The following is a 22703-nucleotide window of genomic DNA, read 5'->3' on the forward strand; positions in this document are numbered from 1 at the left end:
GTATAAAAGTAAACTTTCATACCTGCCACCGAAATGGCGTTTGGTTGATGCTTTTCTTGCGCAAGTGCCCACACAGATTACTTGGCTTGATATATTGTTAAAGAACGTTTGCTCGGCTCAGTGGAGCGCGTAGCAGGGAAGCGAATTTTACGCGACCCAGTGAAGAAGTCAAGCACCATTTGATCTTTTTCGATCTGCCTTGCGGCCAGTGTTTATCTTACTCTTCTTGTTATCAGGTTTCCCTGTCAACGGAGGCGCATTATAGAGATCCCCGAGACGCGATCAAGATCTTTTTCCAATTAATTGCTCGAACGAACACTTTTTAAACTGATCGTCGTAAATTCAACCAAAAATAGGGATATTTCAACGTAATTGGTATCGAAGAGTTACTGTAATTAATAACGAAATCACAAGCATTCACGCAAAACTTAATCCAGCTCAGCAACAAATACGCGTGTTAATCCCTAAAATTCTCAAATTGTAACGGTAGTTCGATATCAGATTTCTTTAATAACGCTATGGCTTCTTGTAGATCATCTCTTTTCTTACCAGTAACTCGCACTTTTTCGCCCTGGATTGAAGATTGCACCTTGATCTTGCTCTCTTTTAATAACTTTATGATCTCTTTCGCAAGGGGTTGATCAATGCCTTGCTTAAACGTTACTAGAAAACTAAATGTCTTTCCGCTATGTATGGGAGTATCTGAAATATCAGCACCGGCCATGGATATACCGCGCTTGGTGCACTGATTTCTCAGGATATCCAGTAATTGCCGAGCCTGAAAATCTGACTCCGACTTCAGTGTTACAGTAAGCTCTTTTAATTCAATCGACGCGTCTACACCGCGAAAGTCAAACCGTGTTGTGAGCTCTCGGTTTGCATTATCTACGGTATTACGTAACTCAACTTTGTCAATTTCAGAAACGATGTCAAAACTGGGCATGATTTATCATCCTATTTGTCACGAAGTTGAAGAACATCATAAAACTTTCATGTTCTCCTCGGTTAAGAAATATTATCACAACACAAATACCTTAAGCACCGACTAACCTATTCGAATACACAAATAAAAACGGGACCCTAAGGTCCCGTTTCTAATAATTGAAGGTTAACTACTTATTCTTCAGTAGCAAATTCTTCAACTGTTTCTTCTGCATTTACAGGTCGATCAATCAACTCGATGAATGCCATTGGTGCGTTATCACCAGCACGGAAACCACATTTCAGAATCCGGGTGTATCCACCTGGACGCTCAGAGAAACGTGGACCAAGCTCGTTAAATAGCTTACCAACAACTTCTTTATCACGAGTGCGTGCAAACGCTAAACGGCGATTTGCAACGCTATCCTGTTTTGCCAAAGTAATCAAAGGTTCGATTACCCGGCGCAGCTCTTTCGCTTTTGGTACAGTGGTTTTGATCACTTCGTGACGAACCAATGAACTAGCCATGTTACGGAACATAGCCTGACGATGGCTGCTGTTACGGTTAAGTTGACGACCACTCTTACGATGGCGCATACCAATACCCTTCTCAGTAAATCTTCTACTCAGGCGACCTTAGTCGTTATCCATCAAGCTTGCTGGAGGCCAATTTTCTAGGCGCATACCCAGAGACAAGCCACGTGATGCGAGAACGTCTTTAATTTCGGTCAGTGATTTTTTACCGAGGTTAGGAGTTTTCAATAACTCAACCTCAGTACGCTGAACGAGATCGCCAATATACTGAATCGCTTCTGCTTTCAAACAATTCGCAGAACGGACAGTCAGCTCAAGATCATCCACTGGACGCAGAAGAATCGGATCAAATTCCGGTTTCTCTTCTTTCTCTTCTGGCTCGCTTACATCGCGTAACTCAACAAACGCTTCTAACTGTTCAGCTAGAATAGTTGCTGCGCGACGAATTGCTTCTTCTGGATCGATGGTACCATTGGTTTCCATGTCGATAACCAGTTTGTCCAAGTCAGTGCGTTGTTCTACACGCGCCGCATCTACTGTATAAGCGATACGTTCAACTGGACTGAAAGAAGCGTCTACCAAAAGACGTCCAATCACACGATCTTCATCTTCGCTCTGCTGACGAACATTTGCAGGGACGTAACCACGACCACGTTCAACTTTAATGCGCATTGAAAAATCAATGTCGCCAGTCAAAGTACAGATTAGGTGGTCTGGATTGCATATTTCAACATCACCATCAGTGGTGATATCTCCTGCAACTACCGGGCCTGCACCCGACTTGCTTAAAGTTAATGTAGCTTCGTCTTTGCCGTTCAGTTTGACAGCCAGACCTTTCAAGTTAAGCAGGATTTCAATGATATCTTCCTGCACACCTTCTTTCGTGCTGTATTCATGCTGCACGCCATCAATCTCTGCTTCAGTTACCGCACAACCCGGCATTGAAGACAGAAGGATACGACGCAGTGCATTACCCAGCGTATGACCAAATCCACGCTCCAATGGCTCAAGTGTGACCTTGGTGCGATTGGTGCTGATTTGCTCGATATCAACGAGCCGCGGTTTCAGAAATTCGGTTACAGAACCCTGCATTGTGTCCTCTCTTTATGCTGAGGCCTTACTTAGAGTAAAGCTCTACGATCAACTGTTCGTTAATTTCTGCAGACAGATCAGTCCGTTCTGGGAGACGCTTGAAGGTGCCTTGTAATTCTTTGGCATCTACTTCTACCCATAACGGTTTTTCGCGCTGTTCTGCAAGCTCTAGTGCAGCACCGATACGTGCTTGCTTTTTAGCTTTTTCACGAATGCTGACCACGTCTTCAGGTTTAACCTGAAATGATGGGATGTTCACAACACGACCGTTAACAACAATCGCTTTATGACTTACCAACTGACGCGCTTCAGCACGAGTTGACGCAAAGCCCATCCGGTAAACTACGTTGTCAAGGCGAGCCTCAAGCAACTGTAATAAGTTTTCACCGGTGTTGCCTTTTAACCGCGCAGCTTCTTTGTAATAGTTGCGGAATTGCTTTTCAAGAATGCCGAAAATACGGCGAACTTTTTGCTTTTCACGCAGCTGTAGACCGTAATCAGATAAACGACCGCGACGAGCGCCGTGTTGACCTGGTGCGTTCTCCAGCTTACATTTTGAATCAATCGCACGAACACCGCTCTTTAAAAAGAGGTCTGTTCCTTCGCGACGACTCAGTTTGAGTTTTGGACCCAAATATCTAGCCATGTTCTTTCTCCAACTATCGTTTCACGCCAATTAAACGCGACGTTTTTTAGGCGGACGACAACCGTTGTGAGGAATCGGTGTCACATCGGTAATGTTTGTGATTTTGTAACCGACCGCATTCAGAGCGCGAATCGAAGATTCACGACCTGGACCAGGTCCTTTCACGAACACTTCCAGATTTTTCAACCCATATTCCTTCGCCATTTCACCAGCACGTTCTGCCGCTACCTGAGCTGCGAACGGAGTGGATTTACGTGAGCCACGAAAACCTGAACCACCTGCAGTGGCCCAAGATAATGCGTTACCCTGGCGATCGGTGATTGTCACGATCGTGTTGTTGAAAGACGCATGAATGTGCGCCATCCCATCGGTCACTTGCTTTTTAACGCGTTTCCGAGCGCGAGTAGGTGTTTTAGCCATTAGCCTGTCTCCTTACTTCTTGATCGGTTTACGCGGACCTTTACGGGTACGCGCATTAGTTTTAGTGCGCTGTCCACGTAGAGGTAAGCTGCGACGATGGCGAAGTCCACGGTAACAACCGAGGTCCATCAAACGCTTAATGTTCATTGATACTTCACGACGCAAATCACCTTCTACAGTGTATTTGGCAACTTGCTCACGAATTACGTCGATTTGTTCCTCTGACAATGAGCCGAGTTTTGTATCTTCAGCGACACCACAGGCAGCCAAAATCGCTTGAGAGCGAGTAAGGCCAACACCGTAGATCGATGTTAATGCAATTACAGCATGTTTATTGTCAGGGACGTTAATGCCAGCTATACGGGCCACTAACATATCTCCTATAGTTTAATGGGCACCAGTTGAAAAGCCCGTTAGGATACTCAACCGGTATATTATTTGCAAATAGCAAATACCACAGTCCGGGAACATCCCGGACTGCGAATCTTTTTAACCCTGCCGCTGCTTATGCTTAGGGTCAGTACAAATCACCCGGACTACTCCGTGGCGCTTGATGACCTTGCAGTTGCGGCAGATCTTCTTAACGGAAGCACGTACTTTCATTGCTAATCTCCGTAACCAACGGCCTTATCGGCCGTAGCCTTTAAGGTTCGCCTTTTTAAGTACAGATTCATATTGATGAGACATCAAATGAGTCTGTACCTGAGCCATGAAATCCATGATCACGATGACGATAATCAATAATGATGTACCGCCGAAATAGAACTGAACGTTCCAAGCGATCATCATGAATTCAGGAACCAAACAGATAAATGTTATATACAGAGCACCAGCTAAAGTCAGCCGTGTCATTACCTTGTCGATGTAGCGAGAGGTTTGTTCGCCCGGACGAATACCCGGAATGAACGCACCAGACTTCTTCAAGTTATCTGCTGTATCGCGCGGATTAAAAACCAACGCGGTATAGAAGAAACAGAAGAAGATAATCGCTGTTGCATATAGCATAACATACAAAGGTTGCCCTGGTGAAAGGGTCAACGCAACGTTTTGCAATACTTCTGCAACACCGCCTTCACCTTGTCCAAACCAAGTAGCAATAGTACCTGGGAACAAAATGATGCTCGACGCGAAAATAGGTGGAATTACACCTGCCATATTAACTTTCAATGGCAAATGCGAACTCTGTGCAGCAAATACCTTACGCCCTTGTTGGCGTTTGGCATAGTTTACCACAATCCTACGTTGTCCGCGCTCTACAAATACAACAAAATAAGTAACAGCAAAAACAATGACCGCGATTAACAACAGAAGTAGCATTGGCAAGTTACCTTGACGTGCTTGTTCTGCTGTTTGACCGACCGCTGAAGGCAAGCCTGCAACAATCCCGGCGAAGATGATTATTGAGATACCATTACCGATTCCACGTTCAGTAATTTGTTCACCTAGCCACATTAGGAACATTGTTCCCGTAACCAAGCTCACAACTGCCGTGAAATAGAATGCAAACCCTGGGTTTTCTACCAATCCTGGTATCAGGTTCGGTAGGCCCGTTGCAATCCCAATAGATTGCATGGTTGCTAGTACTAGAGTACCCCAACGCGTGTATTGGCTGATCTTACGTCGCCCTGCTTCACCTTCTTTCTTAAGCTCTGCTAACTTTGGATGAATCACAGATAGCAATTGCATAATAATCGAAGAGGTGATGTAAGGCATAATACCTAACGCAAGAATCGAAGCTCGCTCCAAAGCACCACCGCTAAACATGTTAAACATGGAAACAATGGTGCCTTGTTGCTGCTCGAATAACTGAGCTAATACGCTTGCATCTATCCCAGGAATCGGCACAAAAGACGCGGCACGAAACACAATGATCGCACCGAGAACGAATAGCAAACGAGCTTTAAGTTCTGACAGTCCGCCTTTCGCACTGTTTTTTTCCAATCCTGGTCTAGCCATGGGTCAATTATCCTTCGACTTTGCCGCCAGCGGCTTCGATTAACTCGAGCGCGCCTTTAGTAACTTTAATGCCCTGTACAGTAATGGCACGATTGATTTCGCCAGATTTGATCACTTTCACGAACAAAATGTTCTTCTTGATCAAACCTGCTTCTTTCAACGTGTCTACAGTCGCGGTGTCACCAGCTAGTTTAGCTAGCTCACTCAACGTAACTTCTGCAGTTTGCATAGCTTTACGCGAAGTAAAACCAAACTTTGGAAGACGACGTTGAAGTGGCATCTGACCACCTTCGAAACCTGGTCTGACGCTTCCGCCTGAACGAGATTTCTGACCTTTATGACCACGACCACCTGTTTTGCCAAGACCTGAACCAATACCACGTCCGCGACGCTTCTTGTCAGTCTTTGCACCAGGAGCAGGAGAGAGAGAATTCAAAAACATGTCTTACTCCTCTACCTTAACCATGTAGTTAACCCGGTTAACCATGCCACGAACTGAAGGTGTATCTTCCAATTCTACAGTGTGGTTAATCCGGCGCAGACCCAAACCTACTAGTGTTGCACGATGCTTTGGTAAGCGACCGATTGCACTTTTAGTTTGAGTTACTTTAATAGTCTTCTTAGCCATTGTTCACTACCCCGCAATTTCAGCAACAGATAGACCGCGCTTAGCTGCAATTTGCTCAGGTGAGTTCATAGACTCAAGAGCTTTAATTGTTGCACGAACTACGTTGATTGGGTTGGTTGAACCGTAAGCTTTTGACAGAACGTTATGTACGCCAGCAACTTCCAATACTGCACGCATTGCACCACCGGCAATGATACCAGTACCTTCAGAGGCAGGTTGCATATATACATTCGAGCCAGAGTGACGACCTTTAACAGGGTGCTGCAACGTACCATGGGTTAACTCTACAGTTACCATGTTACGACGTGCTTTTTCCATCGCTTTCTGGATAGCAGCAGGCACTTCACGTGCTTTACCGTAACCAAAACCGATTTTACCCTGGCCATCACCTACCACAGTTAGCGCCGTGAAGCTAAAGATACGACCACCTTTAACAACTTTAGAGACGCGGTTTACTGTGATGAGCTTTTCCATCATTTCACCGTTTTGAGCTTCATGATTTGCCATTTTCGTCTCCTAGAACTGCAGTCCTGCTTCACGAGCAGCATCTGCCAGTGCAGCAACACGACCATGGTATTTGAAGCCGCTACGATCGAAAGAAACGGTTTCAACACCCTTTTCTTTACCACGTTCAGCAATCAATTTACCGACGAATTTAGCGGCTTCCACGTTACCCGTGTTTTTCACCTGCTCACGAATCGAACCTTCAGCTGTAGAAGCTGTAGCAAGCACTTGCGCGCCGCCGGTTGCGATCAGTTGAGCATAGATGTGCCGCGGGGTACGGTGGACCACCAGACGGGTTCCACCCAACTCTTGAATTTTCTTACGTGCGCGAGTAGCACGACGTAAGCGAGCTGCTTTCTTGTCCATCGTATTACCCTATTTTTTCTTGGCTTCTTTACGGCGCACTTGCTCGTCGCTGTAACGTACACCTTTACCTTTGTAAGGTTCTGGTTTCCGATACGCACGAATATTAGCAGCAACCTGACCTACCAGTTGCTTATCAGCGCCCTTCACTACAACCTCAGTTTGAGTTGGAGTTTCAACAGAGATACCTGCTGGAACATCGAACACTACTGGGTGTGAGAAGCCTAGGCTTAGATTCAGTTTGCTACCTTGAGCTTGTGCACGATAACCAACACCAACAAGTGTTAATTTACGTACGAAGCCTTGGGTAACCCCGACTACCATATTATTTAACAGGGCACGTGCGGTACCGGCTTGTGCAATTGCATTCGCCATACCTTCACGAGGAACTGTACGCAATTCTTGATCTTCAGTAGTAATTTCTACTGCGTCATTAAAAGTGCGAACTAATGTTCCTTGAGTACCCTTAATTGTTACTTCCTGGCCGTTTAATGCAACATCAACGCCGGCAGGGATTGCAACTGGTGCCTTAGCAACGCGTGACATATCCTACCCTCCGTTACGCTACGTACCCGATGATTTCGCCACCAAGACCAGCACTACGTGCAGCTCGGTCGGTCATCAGGCCTTTCGACGTGGAAACAACTGCGATTCCGAGTCCGCCCATTACTTTAGGCAGTTCGTTACGCTTCTTATAAATCCGCAGACCTGGACGGCTCACGCGTTGAATAGATTCGATGACAGGCTTGCCTTCGAAATATTTCAAGGTGATTTCCAGTTCTGGTTTAACGCCAGATTCTGTTTTAAACCCGCTGATGTAACCTTCGTCTTGCAGAACTTTAGCTATCGCTTGTTTCTGCTTAGAACCCGGCATTACCACAGCAACTTTATTCGCAGACTGAGCGTTGCGAATGCGAGTAAACATATCCGCAATTGGATCTTGCATGCTCATTTTTGCTTTCTCCCGTGATTGGTGGCTTACCAGCTAGCTTTTTTCAAGCCAGGAATTTCACCGCGCATAGCTTTTTCACGAACCTTAATACGGCTCATGCCAAACTTACGCAGCACACCATGTGGACGACCAGTCACTCGACAGCGGTTACGCTGACGTGAACGACTGGAATCACGAGGAAGCTTCTGCAATTCCAGAACTGCTTCCCAGCGCTGTTCATCACTGGACGCTGGATTGCTAATAGTAGCTTTAAGTGCGCGGCGTTTCTCAGCGAATTTAGCAGCAAGCTGCTGACGCTTGAGTTCGCGCATTTTCATAGAAACTTTTGCCATAACTCTACACCTTACTTTTTAAACGGGAAGTTAAAGGCAGACAACAGCGCGCGAGCTTCATCATCGCTCTTTGCACTGGTAGTGATCGTGATATCCAAGCCACGTACCCGATCAACTTTGTCATAGTCAATTTCAGGGAAAATGATTTGTTCACGAACGCCCATGCTGTAGTTCCCACGACCGTCAAAAGACTTCGGGTTTAAACCACGAAAGTCGCGAATCCGAGGAATCGCAATAGAGATCAGTCTCTGCAGGAAGTCCCACATGTGCTCACCGCGTAAAGTTACTTTGCAACCAATCGGGAAGCCTTCACGGATCTTGAAGCCTGCAACAGATTTTCGAGCATTAGTACGGATAACTTTTTGACCAGAAATCGCTTCCAAGTCAGCTACCGCGTTGTCGAGAATCTTTTTGTCAGTTAATGCTTCACCAACACCCATATTGAGTGTGATTTTTTCAATCCGAGGGACTTGCATGACACTGGTGTAGCTGAACTGTTTCATCAGTTCAGGAACTACAGTCTCTTTGTAAAAATCATGCAGTTTCGCCATCGTATTCTCCAAATTTCAATTAGATGATTTCATTATTTGATTTAAAGACACGTACTTTCTTGCCGTCTTCAAATCTGAAACCAACTCGATCTGCTGTGCCAGTCGCAGAGTTGAAGATAGCTACGTTAGAAACATGAATAGAGGCTTCTTTTTCAATAATGCCACCTGGTTCATTCAAAGCCGGATTAGGCTTTTGATGTTTCTTAATTACGTTAACGCCTTCTACAACTACACGATTATTGTCAGTCAGGACAGAGAGCACTTTACCGCGCTTACCTTTGTCTTTACCTGCTAACACAACCACTTCGTCATCACGTCTGATTTTTGCCGCCATTGTAGACTCCTTATAGTACTTCTGGCGCCAGTGAAATAATTTTCATAAATTGCTCACCGCGCAATTCACGAGTCACTGGTCCAAAGATACGGGTGCCAATTGGCTGTGAGTTGTTGTTCAAAATCACAGCTGCATTGCGGTCAAAACGGATAACAGAGCCGTCTTGCCGACGGACGCCTTTCCGGGTGCGAACCACCACCGCGTTGTAAACATCGCCTTTCTTCACCTTGCCACGAGGAATTGCTTCCTTCACTGACACTTTGATGATGTCGCCGATGTTTGCGTAACGGCGGTGCGAACCACCTAGAACCTTAATACATTGTACGCTGCGTGCGCCGGAGTTGTCGGCCACGTCCAGCATAGTTTGCATCTGGATCATCTCAGTGCTCCGCTTGAGTTAGTAAACCAGACTCTCCCGAGTCCAAATAACTTCTTTCAAACATAAGAAAGAAGACCCCATATTAAAAGGGCGCGAAATTGTAACAGATAGAATTTATAAATGATAGGGGAATTTAGATAAAAGCGAGGGCGTAGGCTGCTCGAATCGAAGCACTCAGCAGCCTACAATTTTCTTTAGAAATAATAACCGAAGTTTATATTAAAACGCGTGTTAGTGCTACCGCCATCAGTACCGGTAGAGCCGCCAATAAACGGCTGGTTTTGCGCAGTCACTAGATCTACATAGGTATACACACCACCGGCAGTTACTGCCATACCCAACACGTTCATTACCGTATCATCATCCAAACCACGTTTGTTGGTCATAACACTTAAATTATTATAGAACGTAAGGTTACTAATTGGCCCGATTTCAACTGGCATACTATAGGCCACATTTGCAGTATAAAGATCTGCTTTTGTCGGCATCGTATCGAAGTATGCGTATGCGCCTACCACTACACCTATGTTTTCGATATCAAAATCGTAATCATAGGTACTGTACTGTGCCTGAAATTGCCACGGTCCCGTATTGTATAACGCGTGAATGCCGATATTCTGACGCTCACCCACATTACTTACACCATCGTTAAATTTCCCCAGTTGTCCGGAAAAACCAACTTCGATAAGACGATCGTTGCCCAAATCCCACTTGTGCGCGATGCGCGTCATGAGCGTATTATTCTCACCTGCTAGTGATACAGGTTCATCATAGATACCTTCGCCAGGTAAACGAATCCCAACAACATCATAGTTGTAGCGATCTGCAGAACTTCGCACGGAACCAGTAACACCACCTAGCTCATCATTCAAAATGAAAGCAAAATCAAGATCCCAAGTATCTGTGCGTTTCAAGAAACGAAGCCCTGAGCCAGGATTATCTTCCATGCCAACATAGAAGTTTGTACTAAAGAAGTAGCTTTGTGAGTTATAAGGCATCACGCCAAACGGCTGGATCACTACACCAACTTGCCCCTGCCACTCATCGGTAAAGTTATATCCGAAGTATGCATGACGTAACGCATCCATATATTCAAACCACCGATACTGGGCTGATAGAATCACATCACCCATTTTCCCGTTAAAATCAAGACGGAATATATCAAAATCGAGGTCTCCGCCGCGGCTTCGCTGCGCACTATCATAATCGGCAATTACATATTGAAATCGAACTGCACCACCTAATGTTATCCCATCTTCGCTAGCATCGGAGCTTTCTGCATCTTCTTCGGCCACTTCCGTTAACGCTTCATTCTCGCGCCGAACAACTCGAATTTCCTCCTCAAGAGCTTCAATTCTTTCTTCTAACGACTTATCTTGGTTCTCACTTTCTTGGGCGTTTGCAGTGCCTATATTTGCGAAGCCTAAAAGTGCAACCGAAAGTACGCTCAATGATTGTTTTGAATTCATATATACCCCTATAGCGAAAGAAATCTTTGAGTTTCAGATATATAACTATAGTAACACATTGGCGATAGAGCAAAAAGCATCGTAAAATAGCAAAAAAAAAACGGCCCCGAAGGGCCGTTTTTGAGGGCGTTTCCGCCTACGGATTAAATTTCTGAGCTACGTTCAAGAACTTCAACCAAAGCCCATGATTTAGTTTTCGATACCGGGCGAGTTTCCCGAATTGATACTAAATCACCTTCTTTGCTGGTGTTCTCTTCATCGTGAGCATGAACTTTAGTAGTCCGCTTGATGTACTTACCGTATAACGGATGCTTAACCTTACGTTCAATAGCTACAACAATAGACTTGTCCATTTTGTCGCTAATCACGCGGCCTTGCAAAGTACGGATAGTATTTGCTTCACTCATTACGCATCTGCCTTCTCATTAAGCACTGTTTTCACACGTGCGATATCTTTACGCACTTGTCTCAACAGGTGAGTCTGATTCATTTGGCCAGTAGCCGCTTGCATACGCAAATTAAATTGTTCACGTAACAAGCTCAACAGCTCCTGATTCAGCTCTTCAACGCTTTTTGCTTTCAGTTCGCTTGCTTTCATCACATCACCGTCCGAATAACAAAGGTTGTTTTGAATGGCAGTTTGGCAGCCGCTAATTTGAATGCCTCCCGTGCCAGCTCTTCTGATACACCATCAATCTCGTATAAAACGCGACCTGGCTGAACCAGAGCAACCCAGTATTCTACGTTACCCTTACCTTTACCCATCCGCACTTCTAGAGGCTTCTTAGTAATTGGCTTATCAGGGAAAACGCGAATCCAGATTTTACCTTGACGTTTAACATGACGTGTCATCGCACGACGGGCAGCTTCGATCTGACGCGCAGTCATACGACCACGTTCAGTAGCCTTAAGGCCATAAGTACCGAAGCTAACTTTGTTACCCGATTGCGCTAGGCCGCGGTTACGGCCTGTATGTACCTTACGGAATTTCGTACGCTTAGGTTGTAACATGATGCTTCTCCTTACTTACGACCTTTGCCGCGCTTGTTAGCCGCCGGCTTTTCTTCAGCTACTACTGGCATACCGCCCAGTACTTCACCTTTGAAAACCCAAACCTTCACGCCAATGATACCGTAAGTAGTTGCTGCTTCTGCAGTAGCATAATCGATATCGGCACGTAATGTGTGCAATGGCACACGGCCTTCACGATACCACTCAGTACGTGCGATTTCTGCACCACCAAGACGGCCGCTAACTTCTACTTTGATACCTTTGGCACCTAGGCGCATTGCGTTTTGAACTGCGCGCTTCATAGCGCGACGGAACATTACACGACGCTCCAGCTGACCTGCGATGTTTTCAGCAACTAGCTGAGCATCAAGCTCAGGCTTACGCACTTCAGAAATGTTAATCTGAGCAGGAACACCTGTCAGCTTAGCAATTTCTTGACGCAGCTTCTCAACATCTTCGCCTTTCTTACCGATCACCACGCCTGGACGAGCTGTGTGAATAGTCACACGAACGCTTTTGGCTGGGCGCTCGATAACGATACGTGATACTGACGCACCTTTCAGTTTCTCTTTAAGGAACAAACGTACCTTGTGATCACTGTGTAGGTTGTCAGCGAAATCCTTGGACTCCGCGAACCAGGTAGCATTATATGGCTTGGTGATACCTAGGCGAATACCATTAGGATGTACTTTCTGACCCATAACTTATCTCCTAGCTATCCGAAACAACCACAGTAATGTGGCTGGTGCGCTTCAAGATACGATCCGCACGGCCTTTGGCCCGCGGCTTGATTCGCTTCATCGTTGGACCTTCGTCGATCATGATGGCTGAAACTTTCAACTCATCAATATCGGCACCTTCGTTGTGCTCTGCATTTGCAATTGCTGATTCAAGAACTTTCTTGATCAACGTAGCTGCTTTCTTCGGACTATAAGCCAGAGTTTCAAGCGCTTTTGCAACAGACTCGCCACGAATCTGGTCAGCAACCAGACGACCTTTCTGTGGAGAAAGGCGGGCAAATTTATGTTTAGCAATAGCTTCCATTGTATTCACCTCTTACCGTTTTTTCGTTTTCTTATCTGCAGCATGGCCGCGATAAGTGCGAGTTGGAGCGAATTCGCCAAGCTTGTGCCCGATCATTTCTTCTGAAACGAATACTGGAACATGCTGACGACCGTTATGAACAGCGATGGTCAAACCAATCATATCTGGAATGATCATTGAACGACGGGACCAAGTTTTAATTGGTTTCTTTTCCCCGCTTTCCATCGCTTTCTCCACCTTCTTGAGTAGGTGAAGGTCAATAAATGGACCTTTTTTAAGAGAACGTGGCATTTTAAAACCCCTTGCCTATTACTTAGTGCGACGACGCACGATGTACTTGCTAGTACGCTTATTCTTACGAGTTTTGTAACCTTTCGTAGGAACACCCCATGGAGTAACCGGATGACGGCCTCCTGAAGTCCGGCCTTCACCACCACCATGTGGGTGATCAACCGGGTTCATTGCAACACCACGAACTGTTGGACGAACACCACGCCACCGAGTAGCACCGGCTTTACCGAGCTGCTTAAGCATGTGTTCAGCGTTACCAACTTCGCCGATGGTTGCGCGACATTCTGCAAGTATCTTACGTACTTCACCTGAGCGAAGACGCACAGTTACGTACATGCCATCACGCGCTAGAAGCTGAACAGAAGCACCTGCTGAACGAGCCAGCTGAGCGCCTTTACCAGGCTTCATTTCGATTGCGTGAATCACAGAACCTACTGGAATGTTGCGTAACGGTAAGGTGTTACCTGGCTTAATTGGAGCATCAGAACCTGACGCTACTTTATCACCAGCAGTTAGGCCTTTAGGGGCCAAAATGTAACGACGTTCACCATCTGCATACAAAACTAGAGCAATATTTGCCGACCGGTTAGGATCGTATTCAATACGCTCTACAGTTGCTGGAATACCGTCTTTGGTGCGTTTGAAATCAACCAAACGATAGTGATGCTTATGACCACCACCAATGTGACGAACGGTAATCCGGCCATTATTGTTACGGCCACCATTTTTGCTGTTTTTCTCCAGCAATGGGGCATAAGGCTTGCCTTTGTACAGGTCTTGGCCAACGACTTTTACGACGTGACGACGACCTGGGGACGTAGGCTTACATTTAACAACAGCCATCTTGATAATCCTCCTGTTTACTCAGCGCCGCCGACGAAATCGATGTCAGCACCTTCACCCAAGGACACGTAAGCTTTTTTCCAATCGCTCCGTTTACCTGTGCGCATACCGAAACGCTTAGTTTTACCCTTCACGTTAAGAGTACGTACGCCGGTTACTTCGACTTCGAACAGTTTCTCAACTGCAGCTTTAATTTCTGATTTAGTTGCGTCTGTAGCTACTTTGAAAACCACTGTGTTTTGGTTTTCAGCTGCCATAGTTGCTTTCTCAGAAACGTGAGGTGCCAGAATTACTTTCAGCAAACGTTCTTCGCGCATCATAATAATGTCTCCTCAAGCTGCTTAACTGCGTCCGCTGTGAACAGAACTTTATCAAACGCGATCAAACTGACCGGGTCGATACCCTGAACGTCACGAACATCAACTTTGTGCAGGTTGCGTGAAGCTAGGAACAAATTCTCATCAAGATCTTTGGTGATGATAAGAACGTCGTTCAGTTCCATGTCTTTCAACTTAGCAACCAACTGCTTGGTTTTTGGCGAATCAATACCGAAGCTTTCAACCACGATCAAACGATCTTGGCGAACTAGCTCAGATAGGATGCTCTTAAGAGCTCCACGGTACATCTTCTTGTTTACTTTTTGCTCATGGCTCTGCGGCTTCGCTGCGAAAGTTACACCACCAGAACGCCAGATTGGGCTACGAATCGTACCCGCACGAGCACGGCCAGTACCCTTCTGGCGCCATGGCTTTTTGCCACCACCAGAAACTTCTGAACGTGTTTTCTGAGCTTTACTACCTTGACGTGCGCCTGCTGCATAGGCAACTACTACCTGATGCACCAAAGCTTCATTGTATTCACGTCCAAAGGTAGCTTCGGAAACTTCAAGAGCGCCTTTCGCGTCTTTTAATGCTAATTCCATCACTAATCTCCTCAGACGTTACGCTTTGACCGCAGGCTTAACGATTACGTTGCCACCGGAAGCTCCAGGGACAGCACCTTTAACCAGAATCAAGTTGCGCTCAGCGTCAACACGGACGACTTCAAGGGACTGAACAGTAATCTGTTTGTTACCCATTTGGCCGGCCATTTTCTTGCCTTTAAATACTTTACCAGGTGACTGGTTTTGACCGATAGAACCTGGAGCACGATGCGACAACGAGTTACCATGCGTCGCGTCTTGCATGCTGAAATTCCAGCGTTTTACGGTACCAGCGAAACCTTTACCTTTTGACGTGCCTGTGACGTCAACGAGTTTTGTGTCCGCGAAGATATCTACAGTCAGCTCAGATCCAACCCCGAATTCAGCGCCTTCATTTTCATTCAGACGGAATTCCCAAACACCGCGACCGGCTTCTACGCCAGCTTTAGCGAAGTGACCAGCCATAGGCTTGGTTACACGGTTGGTTTTCTTGCTGCCAGTAGTCACTTGAAGTGCTTGGTAACCATCTGTGTCTAAAGTTTTCACTTGAGTAACACGGTTTGCCAAAACTTCGATCACAGTCACAGGAACTGAAGCGCCATCTTCTTGAAAGATGCGAGTCATTCCTACTTTCCGACCGACTAGACCAATAGCCATTGTTAAAACCTCTTATCTAGAATCTTGTTTCTCACTTAGCCCAGGCTGATTTGTACGTCAACACCAGCAGCCAAGTCCAAACGCATCAAAGCATCAACAGTTTTTTCTGTTGGCTCGATAATATCGATAAGACGCTTGTGGGTGCGGATCTCGTACTGATCACGGGCGTCTTTATTCACGTGCGGAGAAATAAGCACGGTGAAACGTTCTTTGCGCGTAGGTAGTGGAATTGGACCACGAACCTGTGCACCGGTACGTTTCGCTGTATCTACGATTTCCGCTGTAGACTGATCGATCAATCGGTGATCGAAAGCTTTTAAGCGAATTCGAATTCTTTGACCAGACATAAATCAAAGCCTCATATAAAGAGCATTTAAAAAAGAGCATAAAAAAACTCGCCTCTTGAACAACCCTTGGGTTGAAAGAGGAAGTGATTTTAACCACCATTCGATCCCCTATCGGGACCGCTGTTGAAGTACCTTTAATAACCCGAAAGGTTCTCTATAAAAAGAACAAACCGTGCTATTTACGATACTTAATCGCACTAACTTCGTGCTACGCCTAAAAAGACGTGTGCAGGATTATACGGGTTTATCGAGTAGAGTCAACTAGCGTGAACGATTAATAATCACTGGCAGGGATAAATTCTAAATTAAACAAGAATAATAAAACGCCTTTGCGAACATCTCATTGGTTACATGACCAGTTGAGCAGAATCGACAAAGGCGCCTTAACAAAAGTTATAGAGAAACGTTTCCGTAATACGATTAATTTGCTTCGGCAGCAAAAGCTTCAGCGGCGCGCCAGACACGAATCGTATTCCCGAAAAGAATTTTATCAATATCTTCTTCCGAATAGTTCCGATCAAGCAACCCTTGAATCAAATTCGGGAACGTTCGAACATCTTTCAAACCAACTGGCAGAGTATCTCCCACGCCGTCGTAATCAGAGCCGATGCCCACATGCTCTATTCCAACAAGGTCAACGATATGATCAATGTGATCGAGAACGTCCGTTAGCGTAGCATACGGAAAAGGATTCTCTTCTCGCATTTTAGTAATCTCAGCTTGAGCTCGCGCAGTACCTTCGCCCAAACGTTCGTTAATTTCACGCGCTAATCGCTGAATTCTCGCGCGATGCTGGTTCGCCCGCGTAGTTACAAAAGTTGAGCCAAACGTTACTTGAATAACGCCACCGTTTTCAGCCAGCGCTTTAATCATGTCGTCATTCATGTTCCGCTGCCAACCTGGCGTAAACTTACGCGCCGAAGAATGTGTTGCGATTACAGGAACTTTAGTGATTTCCATTACATCATAAAATGCTTTATCAGAAATATGGGATACATCCACCATCATTCCAATGCGGTTCATCTCGACTACAAGCTCTTTTCCGAATGGACTCAAACCACCCCAGGTTCCGCGAATATCATAAGAAGAATCAGAAATATGATTATCTTCCGAATGCGCTAACGTAATGTAGCGCACACCGCGTTCAAAGAAGTGATGCAAATTTTCGATCTCACCTTCGATCGGAGCACCGTTTTCCATACCCATTGCTAACGACATCAAACCAGCTTCTTTATGCGCAAACAGATCATCAGCTGAATGCGGAATAGCAAACTGCTCTGGCGCTCGGTAAACCAGAGCTTCCATAAAGTCGATCAAATGATTTGCCAGTGTATAGGCACCATTATCTTCGTAACTAGAAGGAATATAGATAGCCATGAACGGGGCATTTAGACCGCCGGAAACTGCACGCTCATAATCAAAATCACCACGTTCTGTAGCTTTACTTACATCTTCCCAATCATTGATTAGCCGATAAGGCACATCAATGTGAGTATCAATAATCATAGATTCTTGAGCTATACGAATAGCCCGTTCGCTTGCTGTTACTTCAGTGGCCTGTGCACTTAAACCGAGGCCAACCATGGCTACAGTTAATGCAGTGAGCGAAAAGCGCGTTACTTTCTTCATGATACCTAATCCGCCTGTAATTATTATTCGAGTATGTCTTTGACAATATCAAAGAAGCTTTTTGGGTGCTAGTTCGTTGGTACGGTTTCAGCTGATTTGCCCTGCTCTTCACCTAAAACCCGTTGCTTGCCGTTACAGCTCATGGAATTAACTTACCAACTTCCAGTATTTTCCATTGACGCCCAAGGCTCACACGGTTCTAGAGCATCGCCTTTTTGTAGTAATTCAACTGAGATGTCATCGGGAGAACGGACAAACGCCATATGACCATCGCGCGGAGGTCGATTAATAACGATTCCCATATCCTGTAAATGTGCGCATAGCTGATAAATATCATCGACACGGAAAGCTAAGTGGCCGAAGTTTCTACCGCCAGAATAGGTTTCCGGGTCCCAATTATAAGTGAGCTCAAGCTCTGCCTCAGGGCTATCGGGCGCCGCTAAGAATATCAGGGTAAACCTACCTTTCGGAACTTCTTTACGGCGAACTTCATGTAACCCCAAACCTTCGCAGTAAAACCGTAACGAAGCATCCAAATCACTTACACGCACCATCGTATGTAGATATTTCATTAGTCATCCTTCTTTAATCTAGTATTTAGCTATTCTGTATTAATAGCTCTCGCTCTGCCGCGCGTAAACGCTCCGCATCAATAATTTCTTTAGCGGCCAGTAACGGTGAGCAATCATTTGCTCTAGGCCCAAGCTCACTGAGCGTCCTGCGCCATTGTCTCGCCCCTGGACAATTTTGGTAAAGACCCAGCATGTGCCTAGCAACGTGCCAGAAACGCCCACCGGCATCAATGTGTTGCTCAATGTATGCAATCATTTGCGCGATAACGTGCTCTTTCTCCGGCAACGTTTCAGCAGCTCCTAGCATGGCATCCACTTCGGCTAATAACCATGGGTTTGAATACGCTGCGCGGCCAAGCATTACCCCATCAACGAGCTTTAAGTGCGCTTTCGCCTCATCTAAAGAGTTCACACCACCATTTAAATGCACCTGAAGTGCGGGATAATCGCGCTTTACCTGATAAACCCGCTCATAGTTTAACGGCGGTACTTCCCGATTCTCTTTCGGGCTTAATCCATTTAACCAAGCTTTACGAGCGTGCAAAATAACGCGTGGGCAATCAATCGCAATTAAAGGCTCTATCAGTGCTTGCAGGAATTCGTAGCTATCGAATTCATCAATACCTAATCGGGTTTTCACGGTAACGGGTATATTTGGCGCCGCGTCTTGCATAGCTTTGATACAATCAGCCACCAGCTGCGGTTCAGCCATCAAGCAAGCGCCAAAACTACCGTTTTGCACGCGATCTGAAGGGCAACCAACATTCAAGTTAACTTCATCATATCCCCGCTCCGCAGCCAACTTTGCACACGCGGCTAAATCTTTAGGGCTACTACCACCAAGCTGCAATGCCACCGGATGCTCAGCTTCGTTATACGCCAAGAAATCCTGTTTCCCATGAATAATCGCGCCGGTTGTAACCATTTCGGTATACAACAACGCTTGTTGAGAAATTTGCCGGTGGAAAAATCGACAATGCCGATCGGTCCAATCCAGCATTGGGGCAACAGATATCATGATGTACTCCTAAAAATTAGGCTTGTATTTTACGTTAAATCACGCGAAAACTACAGTAAGGTTCCAGCAATAAGCGGCTTGCTCTTCCTTGTTTGAGGAAGAAAACGTATGCTCTACTCATAAACAGTTTTCCACTTCGGCTCATTTACTCCGAAACAGCGATATTTTATTGTTAATATTTAGATATCGGGACGCAATCGATAGGTAACGCAATGCACAAACAAGCAACGGAACAATTACTGAAACGAGCAGAAATAATGTGTCAACGCAGAGGTGTGCGGATGACCCCCACCCGGCGCGAAGTATTCGCAATATTAACTGAGCAAGAAGGTGCAGTTGGCGCATACGATTTGCTGGATTTATTAAAAGCCGAAGTACCTAATGCGAAGCCCCCCACAATCTACCGGGCACTCGAGTTTTTGCAAAGCCAAGGTTTCGTGCACAAGGTTTCTTCGTCGAACAGTTATGTTTTATGTTCTCACTTTGAAAAACAGCATCCCGTGCAAATGCTAATCTGCACTCATTGTGGCAACGTGCAGGAAATTCATTCTTCCGGTGTGCATCAGGCCTTCGTTGAGCAAGCCGAAAAACAAGGATTTACCGTGCAGCAGCAAACTGTTGAGGCACTTGGTGTTTGCAGCAATTGCCAGCACAGCCAATAATCTAAATACCATACAAGAAAGCTCCGGATAGGTAATTTATCCGGAGCTTTTCGCATTAATCGAGCGTAAAAACTAATCTAGATAATCAAGCTGTACCCTACGGGCAACATTACACAATAATTCATAGGGAATAGTGCCTACCGCTTCCGCTACTTTTTCAACGGGCAGATCCCGGCCCCAAAGTTGGGCGGTATCTCCTAAAGCAACGCGCAAATCTGCACCTAAATCAACTGTAATCATATCCATAGCAACGCGCCCAACCATCGGGTAGCAGCGGCCGCCAATCCACACTGGTGTGCCTTCAGGTGCATGCCGTGGGTAACCATCACCGTACCCAATGGCCACAATACCAATATGAGTATCTGTTGCAGGTGCCCAAGCAGCGCCATATCCTACAGGCTCACCCGCTTTTATTTTACGCACCGATATCACGCTAGCCTGTAAGTTCATTACGGCTTCTAATCCGTAATCGCGGCCAATAGTTTCGCTAAATGGGCTTACCCCATATAGCGCTAAACCGGGACGTACCCAATCATATTCTTTTCCAATTCCAGCGAACAATGCGGCACTATTCGCCATCGAAGTTACTGAACCTTGATAGGGGCTTATCGCCTCAGAAAATCTAGTTAATTGCTTGCGGTTTTGCTCATGATCAGGTTCATCAGCACAGGCCAAATGGCTCATTAAAACAGGCGCGCCATTTACATGAGGTATATCGAGTAGCCTCTGATAGCAAGTGCTTACTTGCGAGGGTTCAATGCCCAATCTGTGCATACCTGTATCGATCTTTAACCACACACGCATGGCATCTGAAACGTGCTCAGCAGCAGCGAGCTGTTCCAATTGATGCATGTTATGAATTACCGGTTGAATACTACTAGCTGCCAATACGGGAATTTGTTCAGCCGCAAAAAAACCTTCCAACAAAACAATCGGCCGAGTAATACCCGCATTTCGAAGTTGCAGCGCCTCATCTACACGCGCTACACCAATAGCATCTATATCGGCTAGTGCTTGCGCTATACGGGTAAGGCCATGGCCATAAGCATTCGCCTTTAGTATTCCAAGAATGCGGCGCTCACCAGCAAGTTTACGGATAACATGCGTATTATGCTGCAGCGCTTGCAAATTGATAGCGGCCCACGCCGGGCGCATTGCATCAGCCATTTACGCACTTCCGGAGATGCTGAAACAGCGCATTAATAATCATCATCTAACTGCTCGCCACTGTAATTATCAAAACGTGAATACTGGCCGTGGAACATAAGTTTCAAACGGCCAATGGGCCCGTTTCGCTGCTTACCAATAATGATTTCGCCCAAGCCTTGGTCGTTCGAATCTGGGTGATAAACCTCGTCGCGGTAAATAAACATAATCAAATCGGCATCTTGCTCAATGGAGCCGGATTCACGTAGATCTGAGTTCACCGGGCGCTTATCCGAGCGTTGTTCAAGTGATCGATTCAATTGCGAAAGCGCAACCACAGGGCATTTCAATTCTTTTGCAAGCGCTTTTAATGAACGCGAAATTTCTGCAATTTCTAATGTTCTATTTTCCGATAGCCCGGGTACTGTCATCAATTGCAAATAATCGACCATGATCATACTAATACCGCCGTGCTCTCGGGCGATGCGTCGAGCACGAGATCGAACCTCTGTCGGCGTAAGGCCTGAGCTATCATCAACAAACAATTTCGCCCGCTCTTTCAGCACAATCATCGTCGAGGTAATGCGATCCCAATCTTTATCATCAAGCTGGCCGGTTCTTACTTTCGTTTGATCGACACGGCTCAATGAGGCGAGCATCCGCATCATAATTTGTTCGGCCGGCATCTCGAGGCTAAATACCACAACCGGCTTCTCTTCATGCATCATCGCATGCTCAACCAAGTTCATGGCAAACGTCGTTTTACCCATCGAGGGGCGCGCAGCTACGATAATTAAATCGGAAGGCTGCAAGCCTGCAGTTTTCTTGTCCAGATCATGAAACCCCGTAGAAACGCCAGTAACACCGCTGAAGTTCGCTTGTTTACTTAAATACTCAATGCGATCTAGGGTTTTATCCAAGATGCCAATTAAACCTTGGGGCCCCTCATCGCTGCTGCTGCGTTTTTCAGCAATTTGGAATACGTGTTGTTCAGCGAAATCTAATAGTTCACGGCTATCGCGCCCTTGCGGATCAAACCCGGCTTCAGCAATTTGATTCGCAACACCAATCATTTCGCGAACTAAAGCGCGTTCGCGCACGATATCAGCGTACGCCAATATGTTTGCCGAGCTAGGTGTGTTTTTTTGAATCTCGAGAAGGTAAGCAGCTCCCCCCGCACGTTCTAGCTCATTATTCTGCTCTAAACGCTCGGAAAGTGTTACAAAATCAACCGGCTTCCCTTCTTCACTTAAGCGCGCCATGGCGCCAAAAATGAAGCGATGTGAAAGCAAATAGAAATCGTCTTGAATGACTCGCTCGGAAACATTGTCCCATGCCTCATTATCCAGCATTAGGCCGCCAAGAACCGATTGCTCCGCTTCAATAGAATGCGGAGGTGTTTTTAGCGCGTCGAGCTTTGCATCAGATGATTTTTTATTATTAGTTGCCACAGTATTCCATCAGCACGATTGGTGGTAAG

General features: G+C 45.9%; 36 protein-coding genes. 1 reads left to right on the forward strand and 35 read right to left on the reverse strand.

The annotated features are described in order from the left end of the window. Positions 1-457 precede the first annotated feature (457 nt). From CWE13_RS11685 to dusA, 33 genes are all read right to left on the reverse strand, one after another. Positions 458-943: a YajQ family cyclic di-GMP-binding protein gene (locus CWE13_RS11685; RefSeq protein WP_126808873.1), complete on the reverse strand. Its 486-nt coding sequence runs from the start codon at positions 941-943 to the stop codon at positions 458-460. 173 nt (positions 944-1116) lie between these two features. Beyond that, complete coding sequence (rplQ, locus tag CWE13_RS11690; protein ID WP_126808874.1) at positions 1117-1518, reverse strand: 50S ribosomal protein L17; 402 nt, start codon at positions 1516-1518, stop codon at positions 1117-1119. Between the two features lie 39 nt (positions 1519-1557). After that, the gene (locus CWE13_RS11695; RefSeq protein ID WP_126808875.1) at positions 1558-2547 is read right to left on the reverse strand and encodes a DNA-directed RNA polymerase subunit alpha; all 990 of its coding nucleotides are present in this window, start codon (positions 2545-2547) and stop codon (positions 1558-1560) included. A gap of 25 nt (positions 2548-2572) precedes the next feature. Then, a complete protein-coding gene (gene rpsD / locus CWE13_RS11700; RefSeq protein WP_007419209.1) occupies positions 2573-3193 on the reverse strand; it encodes a 30S ribosomal protein S4 in 621 nt (206 codons plus the stop codon). Positions 3194-3223: 30 nt separating this feature from the next. Continuing rightward, positions 3224-3613, reverse strand: a complete 390-nt coding sequence (gene rpsK, locus CWE13_RS11705) for a 30S ribosomal protein S11 (protein WP_007419210.1) — start codon at positions 3611-3613, stop codon at positions 3224-3226. 12 nt (positions 3614-3625) lie between these two features. Then, positions 3626-3982, reverse strand: coding sequence for a 30S ribosomal protein S13 (rpsM, locus tag CWE13_RS11710; RefSeq protein WP_126808876.1), 357 nt, complete (start codon positions 3980-3982; stop codon positions 3626-3628). A 120-nt stretch (positions 3983-4102) separates the two neighbouring features. Further along, positions 4103-4216: a 50S ribosomal protein L36 gene (gene rpmJ, locus CWE13_RS11715; protein ID WP_072155090.1), complete on the reverse strand. Its 114-nt coding sequence runs from the start codon at positions 4214-4216 to the stop codon at positions 4103-4105. 24 nt (positions 4217-4240) lie between these two features. Next, on the reverse strand, positions 4241-5569 hold the full coding sequence (secY, locus tag CWE13_RS11720) for a preprotein translocase subunit SecY (protein ID WP_126808877.1): 1329 nt from the start codon (positions 5567-5569) through the stop codon (positions 4241-4243). Between the two features lie 7 nt (positions 5570-5576). Beyond that, positions 5577-6011 carry a 50S ribosomal protein L15 gene (rplO, locus tag CWE13_RS11725; protein ID WP_126808878.1) on the reverse strand — a complete coding sequence of 145 codons (435 nt, stop codon included), beginning with the start codon at positions 6009-6011 and terminating at the stop codon, positions 5577-5579. A 3-nt stretch (positions 6012-6014) separates the two neighbouring features. Continuing rightward, positions 6015-6197 carry a 50S ribosomal protein L30 gene (rpmD, locus tag CWE13_RS11730; RefSeq protein ID WP_007419213.1) on the reverse strand — a complete coding sequence of 61 codons (183 nt, stop codon included), beginning with the start codon at positions 6195-6197 and terminating at the stop codon, positions 6015-6017. A gap of 6 nt (positions 6198-6203) precedes the next feature. Next, the gene (gene rpsE / locus CWE13_RS11735; RefSeq protein WP_126808879.1) at positions 6204-6704 is read right to left on the reverse strand and encodes a 30S ribosomal protein S5; all 501 of its coding nucleotides are present in this window, start codon (positions 6702-6704) and stop codon (positions 6204-6206) included. A 9-nt stretch (positions 6705-6713) separates the two neighbouring features. Continuing rightward, entirely contained in the window at positions 6714-7067 is a 354-nt protein-coding gene (gene rplR, locus CWE13_RS11740) for a 50S ribosomal protein L18 (protein ID WP_126767657.1), read from the reverse strand. 9 nt (positions 7068-7076) lie between these two features. Next, positions 7077-7610: a 50S ribosomal protein L6 gene (gene rplF, locus CWE13_RS11745; RefSeq protein ID WP_126808880.1), complete on the reverse strand. Its 534-nt coding sequence runs from the start codon at positions 7608-7610 to the stop codon at positions 7077-7079. A 13-nt stretch (positions 7611-7623) separates the two neighbouring features. After that, entirely contained in the window at positions 7624-8016 is a 393-nt protein-coding gene (gene rpsH, locus CWE13_RS11750; protein WP_007419217.1) for a 30S ribosomal protein S8, read from the reverse strand. A gap of 26 nt (positions 8017-8042) precedes the next feature. Continuing rightward, entirely contained in the window at positions 8043-8348 is a 306-nt protein-coding gene (gene rpsN, locus CWE13_RS11755; protein WP_007419218.1) for a 30S ribosomal protein S14, read from the reverse strand. A gap of 11 nt (positions 8349-8359) precedes the next feature. Next, positions 8360-8899 (reverse strand): 50S ribosomal protein L5, encoded by a 540-nt coding sequence (gene rplE / locus CWE13_RS11760; protein ID WP_007419219.1) that lies wholly within the window; start codon positions 8897-8899, stop codon positions 8360-8362. Positions 8900-8918: 19 nt separating this feature from the next. Further along, positions 8919-9233 (reverse strand): 50S ribosomal protein L24, encoded by a 315-nt coding sequence (gene rplX, locus CWE13_RS11765; RefSeq protein WP_126808882.1) that lies wholly within the window; start codon positions 9231-9233, stop codon positions 8919-8921. A gap of 10 nt (positions 9234-9243) precedes the next feature. Continuing rightward, positions 9244-9612 (reverse strand): 50S ribosomal protein L14, encoded by a 369-nt coding sequence (gene rplN, locus CWE13_RS11770; RefSeq protein WP_007419221.1) that lies wholly within the window; start codon positions 9610-9612, stop codon positions 9244-9246. A gap of 194 nt (positions 9613-9806) precedes the next feature. After that, positions 9807-11081 carry a carbohydrate porin gene (locus tag CWE13_RS11775; RefSeq protein WP_126808884.1) on the reverse strand — a complete coding sequence of 425 codons (1275 nt, stop codon included), beginning with the start codon at positions 11079-11081 and terminating at the stop codon, positions 9807-9809. Between the two features lie 143 nt (positions 11082-11224). Then, on the reverse strand, positions 11225-11488 hold the full coding sequence (gene rpsQ, locus CWE13_RS11780; RefSeq protein ID WP_126767650.1) for a 30S ribosomal protein S17: 264 nt from the start codon (positions 11486-11488) through the stop codon (positions 11225-11227). Beyond that, positions 11488-11679: a 50S ribosomal protein L29 gene (rpmC, locus tag CWE13_RS11785; protein ID WP_126808886.1), complete on the reverse strand. Its 192-nt coding sequence runs from the start codon at positions 11677-11679 to the stop codon at positions 11488-11490. Before rpmC ends, rpsQ begins: the two co-directional genes overlap by 1 nt. After that, positions 11679-12092, reverse strand: coding sequence for a 50S ribosomal protein L16 (gene rplP / locus CWE13_RS11790; protein ID WP_007419225.1), 414 nt, complete (start codon positions 12090-12092; stop codon positions 11679-11681). Before rplP ends, rpmC begins: the two co-directional genes overlap by 1 nt. A gap of 11 nt (positions 12093-12103) precedes the next feature. Next, positions 12104-12793: a 30S ribosomal protein S3 gene (rpsC, locus tag CWE13_RS11795; protein ID WP_007419226.1), complete on the reverse strand. Its 690-nt coding sequence runs from the start codon at positions 12791-12793 to the stop codon at positions 12104-12106. A gap of 10 nt (positions 12794-12803) precedes the next feature. Continuing rightward, positions 12804-13136 (reverse strand): 50S ribosomal protein L22, encoded by a 333-nt coding sequence (gene rplV, locus CWE13_RS11800; protein WP_007419227.1) that lies wholly within the window; start codon positions 13134-13136, stop codon positions 12804-12806. Positions 13137-13148: 12 nt separating this feature from the next. After that, positions 13149-13427 carry a 30S ribosomal protein S19 gene (gene rpsS / locus CWE13_RS11805; RefSeq protein WP_007419228.1) on the reverse strand — a complete coding sequence of 93 codons (279 nt, stop codon included), beginning with the start codon at positions 13425-13427 and terminating at the stop codon, positions 13149-13151. Positions 13428-13445: 18 nt separating this feature from the next. Then, entirely contained in the window at positions 13446-14270 is an 825-nt protein-coding gene (gene rplB / locus CWE13_RS11810; RefSeq protein ID WP_007419229.1) for a 50S ribosomal protein L2, read from the reverse strand. Between the two features lie 17 nt (positions 14271-14287). After that, positions 14288-14590 carry a 50S ribosomal protein L23 gene (rplW, locus tag CWE13_RS11815; protein WP_126767643.1) on the reverse strand — a complete coding sequence of 101 codons (303 nt, stop codon included), beginning with the start codon at positions 14588-14590 and terminating at the stop codon, positions 14288-14290. Continuing rightward, the gene (gene rplD, locus CWE13_RS11820) at positions 14587-15192 is read right to left on the reverse strand and encodes a 50S ribosomal protein L4 (protein ID WP_126767642.1); all 606 of its coding nucleotides are present in this window, start codon (positions 15190-15192) and stop codon (positions 14587-14589) included. Before rplD ends, rplW begins: the two co-directional genes overlap by 4 nt. Before the next feature lie 18 nt (positions 15193-15210). After that, positions 15211-15849, reverse strand: coding sequence for a 50S ribosomal protein L3 (rplC, locus tag CWE13_RS11825; protein ID WP_007419232.1), 639 nt, complete (start codon positions 15847-15849; stop codon positions 15211-15213). A 35-nt stretch (positions 15850-15884) separates the two neighbouring features. Then, positions 15885-16196 carry a 30S ribosomal protein S10 gene (rpsJ, locus tag CWE13_RS11830; protein ID WP_007419233.1) on the reverse strand — a complete coding sequence of 104 codons (312 nt, stop codon included), beginning with the start codon at positions 16194-16196 and terminating at the stop codon, positions 15885-15887. Between the two features lie 420 nt (positions 16197-16616). Then, positions 16617-17825 carry a dipeptidase gene (locus tag CWE13_RS11835; protein WP_198677959.1) on the reverse strand — a complete coding sequence of 403 codons (1209 nt, stop codon included), beginning with the start codon at positions 17823-17825 and terminating at the stop codon, positions 16617-16619. A gap of 152 nt (positions 17826-17977) precedes the next feature. Next, positions 17978-18397, reverse strand: coding sequence for a VOC family protein (locus tag CWE13_RS11840; RefSeq protein WP_126808888.1), 420 nt, complete (start codon positions 18395-18397; stop codon positions 17978-17980). A gap of 25 nt (positions 18398-18422) precedes the next feature. Further along, positions 18423-19415: a tRNA dihydrouridine(20/20a) synthase DusA gene (dusA, locus tag CWE13_RS11845; protein ID WP_126808889.1), complete on the reverse strand. Its 993-nt coding sequence runs from the start codon at positions 19413-19415 to the stop codon at positions 18423-18425. Positions 19416-19627: 212 nt separating this feature from the next. Here dusA and zur point away from each other — a divergent pair, with 212 nt between their 5' ends. Further along, a complete protein-coding gene (gene zur, locus CWE13_RS11850) occupies positions 19628-20077 on the forward strand; it encodes a zinc uptake transcriptional repressor Zur (RefSeq protein WP_126808891.1) in 450 nt (149 codons plus the stop codon). A 72-nt stretch (positions 20078-20149) separates the two neighbouring features. Here zur and alr read toward each other — a convergent pair whose 3' ends face one another. Together alr and dnaB are read right to left on the reverse strand one after the other, a co-directional pair. Further along, complete coding sequence (alr, locus tag CWE13_RS11855; protein ID WP_126808893.1) at positions 20150-21244, reverse strand: alanine racemase; 1095 nt, start codon at positions 21242-21244, stop codon at positions 20150-20152. A 32-nt stretch (positions 21245-21276) separates the two neighbouring features. Then, on the reverse strand, positions 21277-22674 hold the full coding sequence (gene dnaB / locus CWE13_RS11860; protein WP_126808895.1) for a replicative DNA helicase: 1398 nt from the start codon (positions 22672-22674) through the stop codon (positions 21277-21279). Positions 22675-22703 lie beyond the last annotated feature (29 nt).

Source organism: Aliidiomarina shirensis, from assembly GCF_003987345.1.
Lineage (GTDB): Bacteria > Pseudomonadota > Gammaproteobacteria > Enterobacterales > Alteromonadaceae > Aliidiomarina > Aliidiomarina shirensis.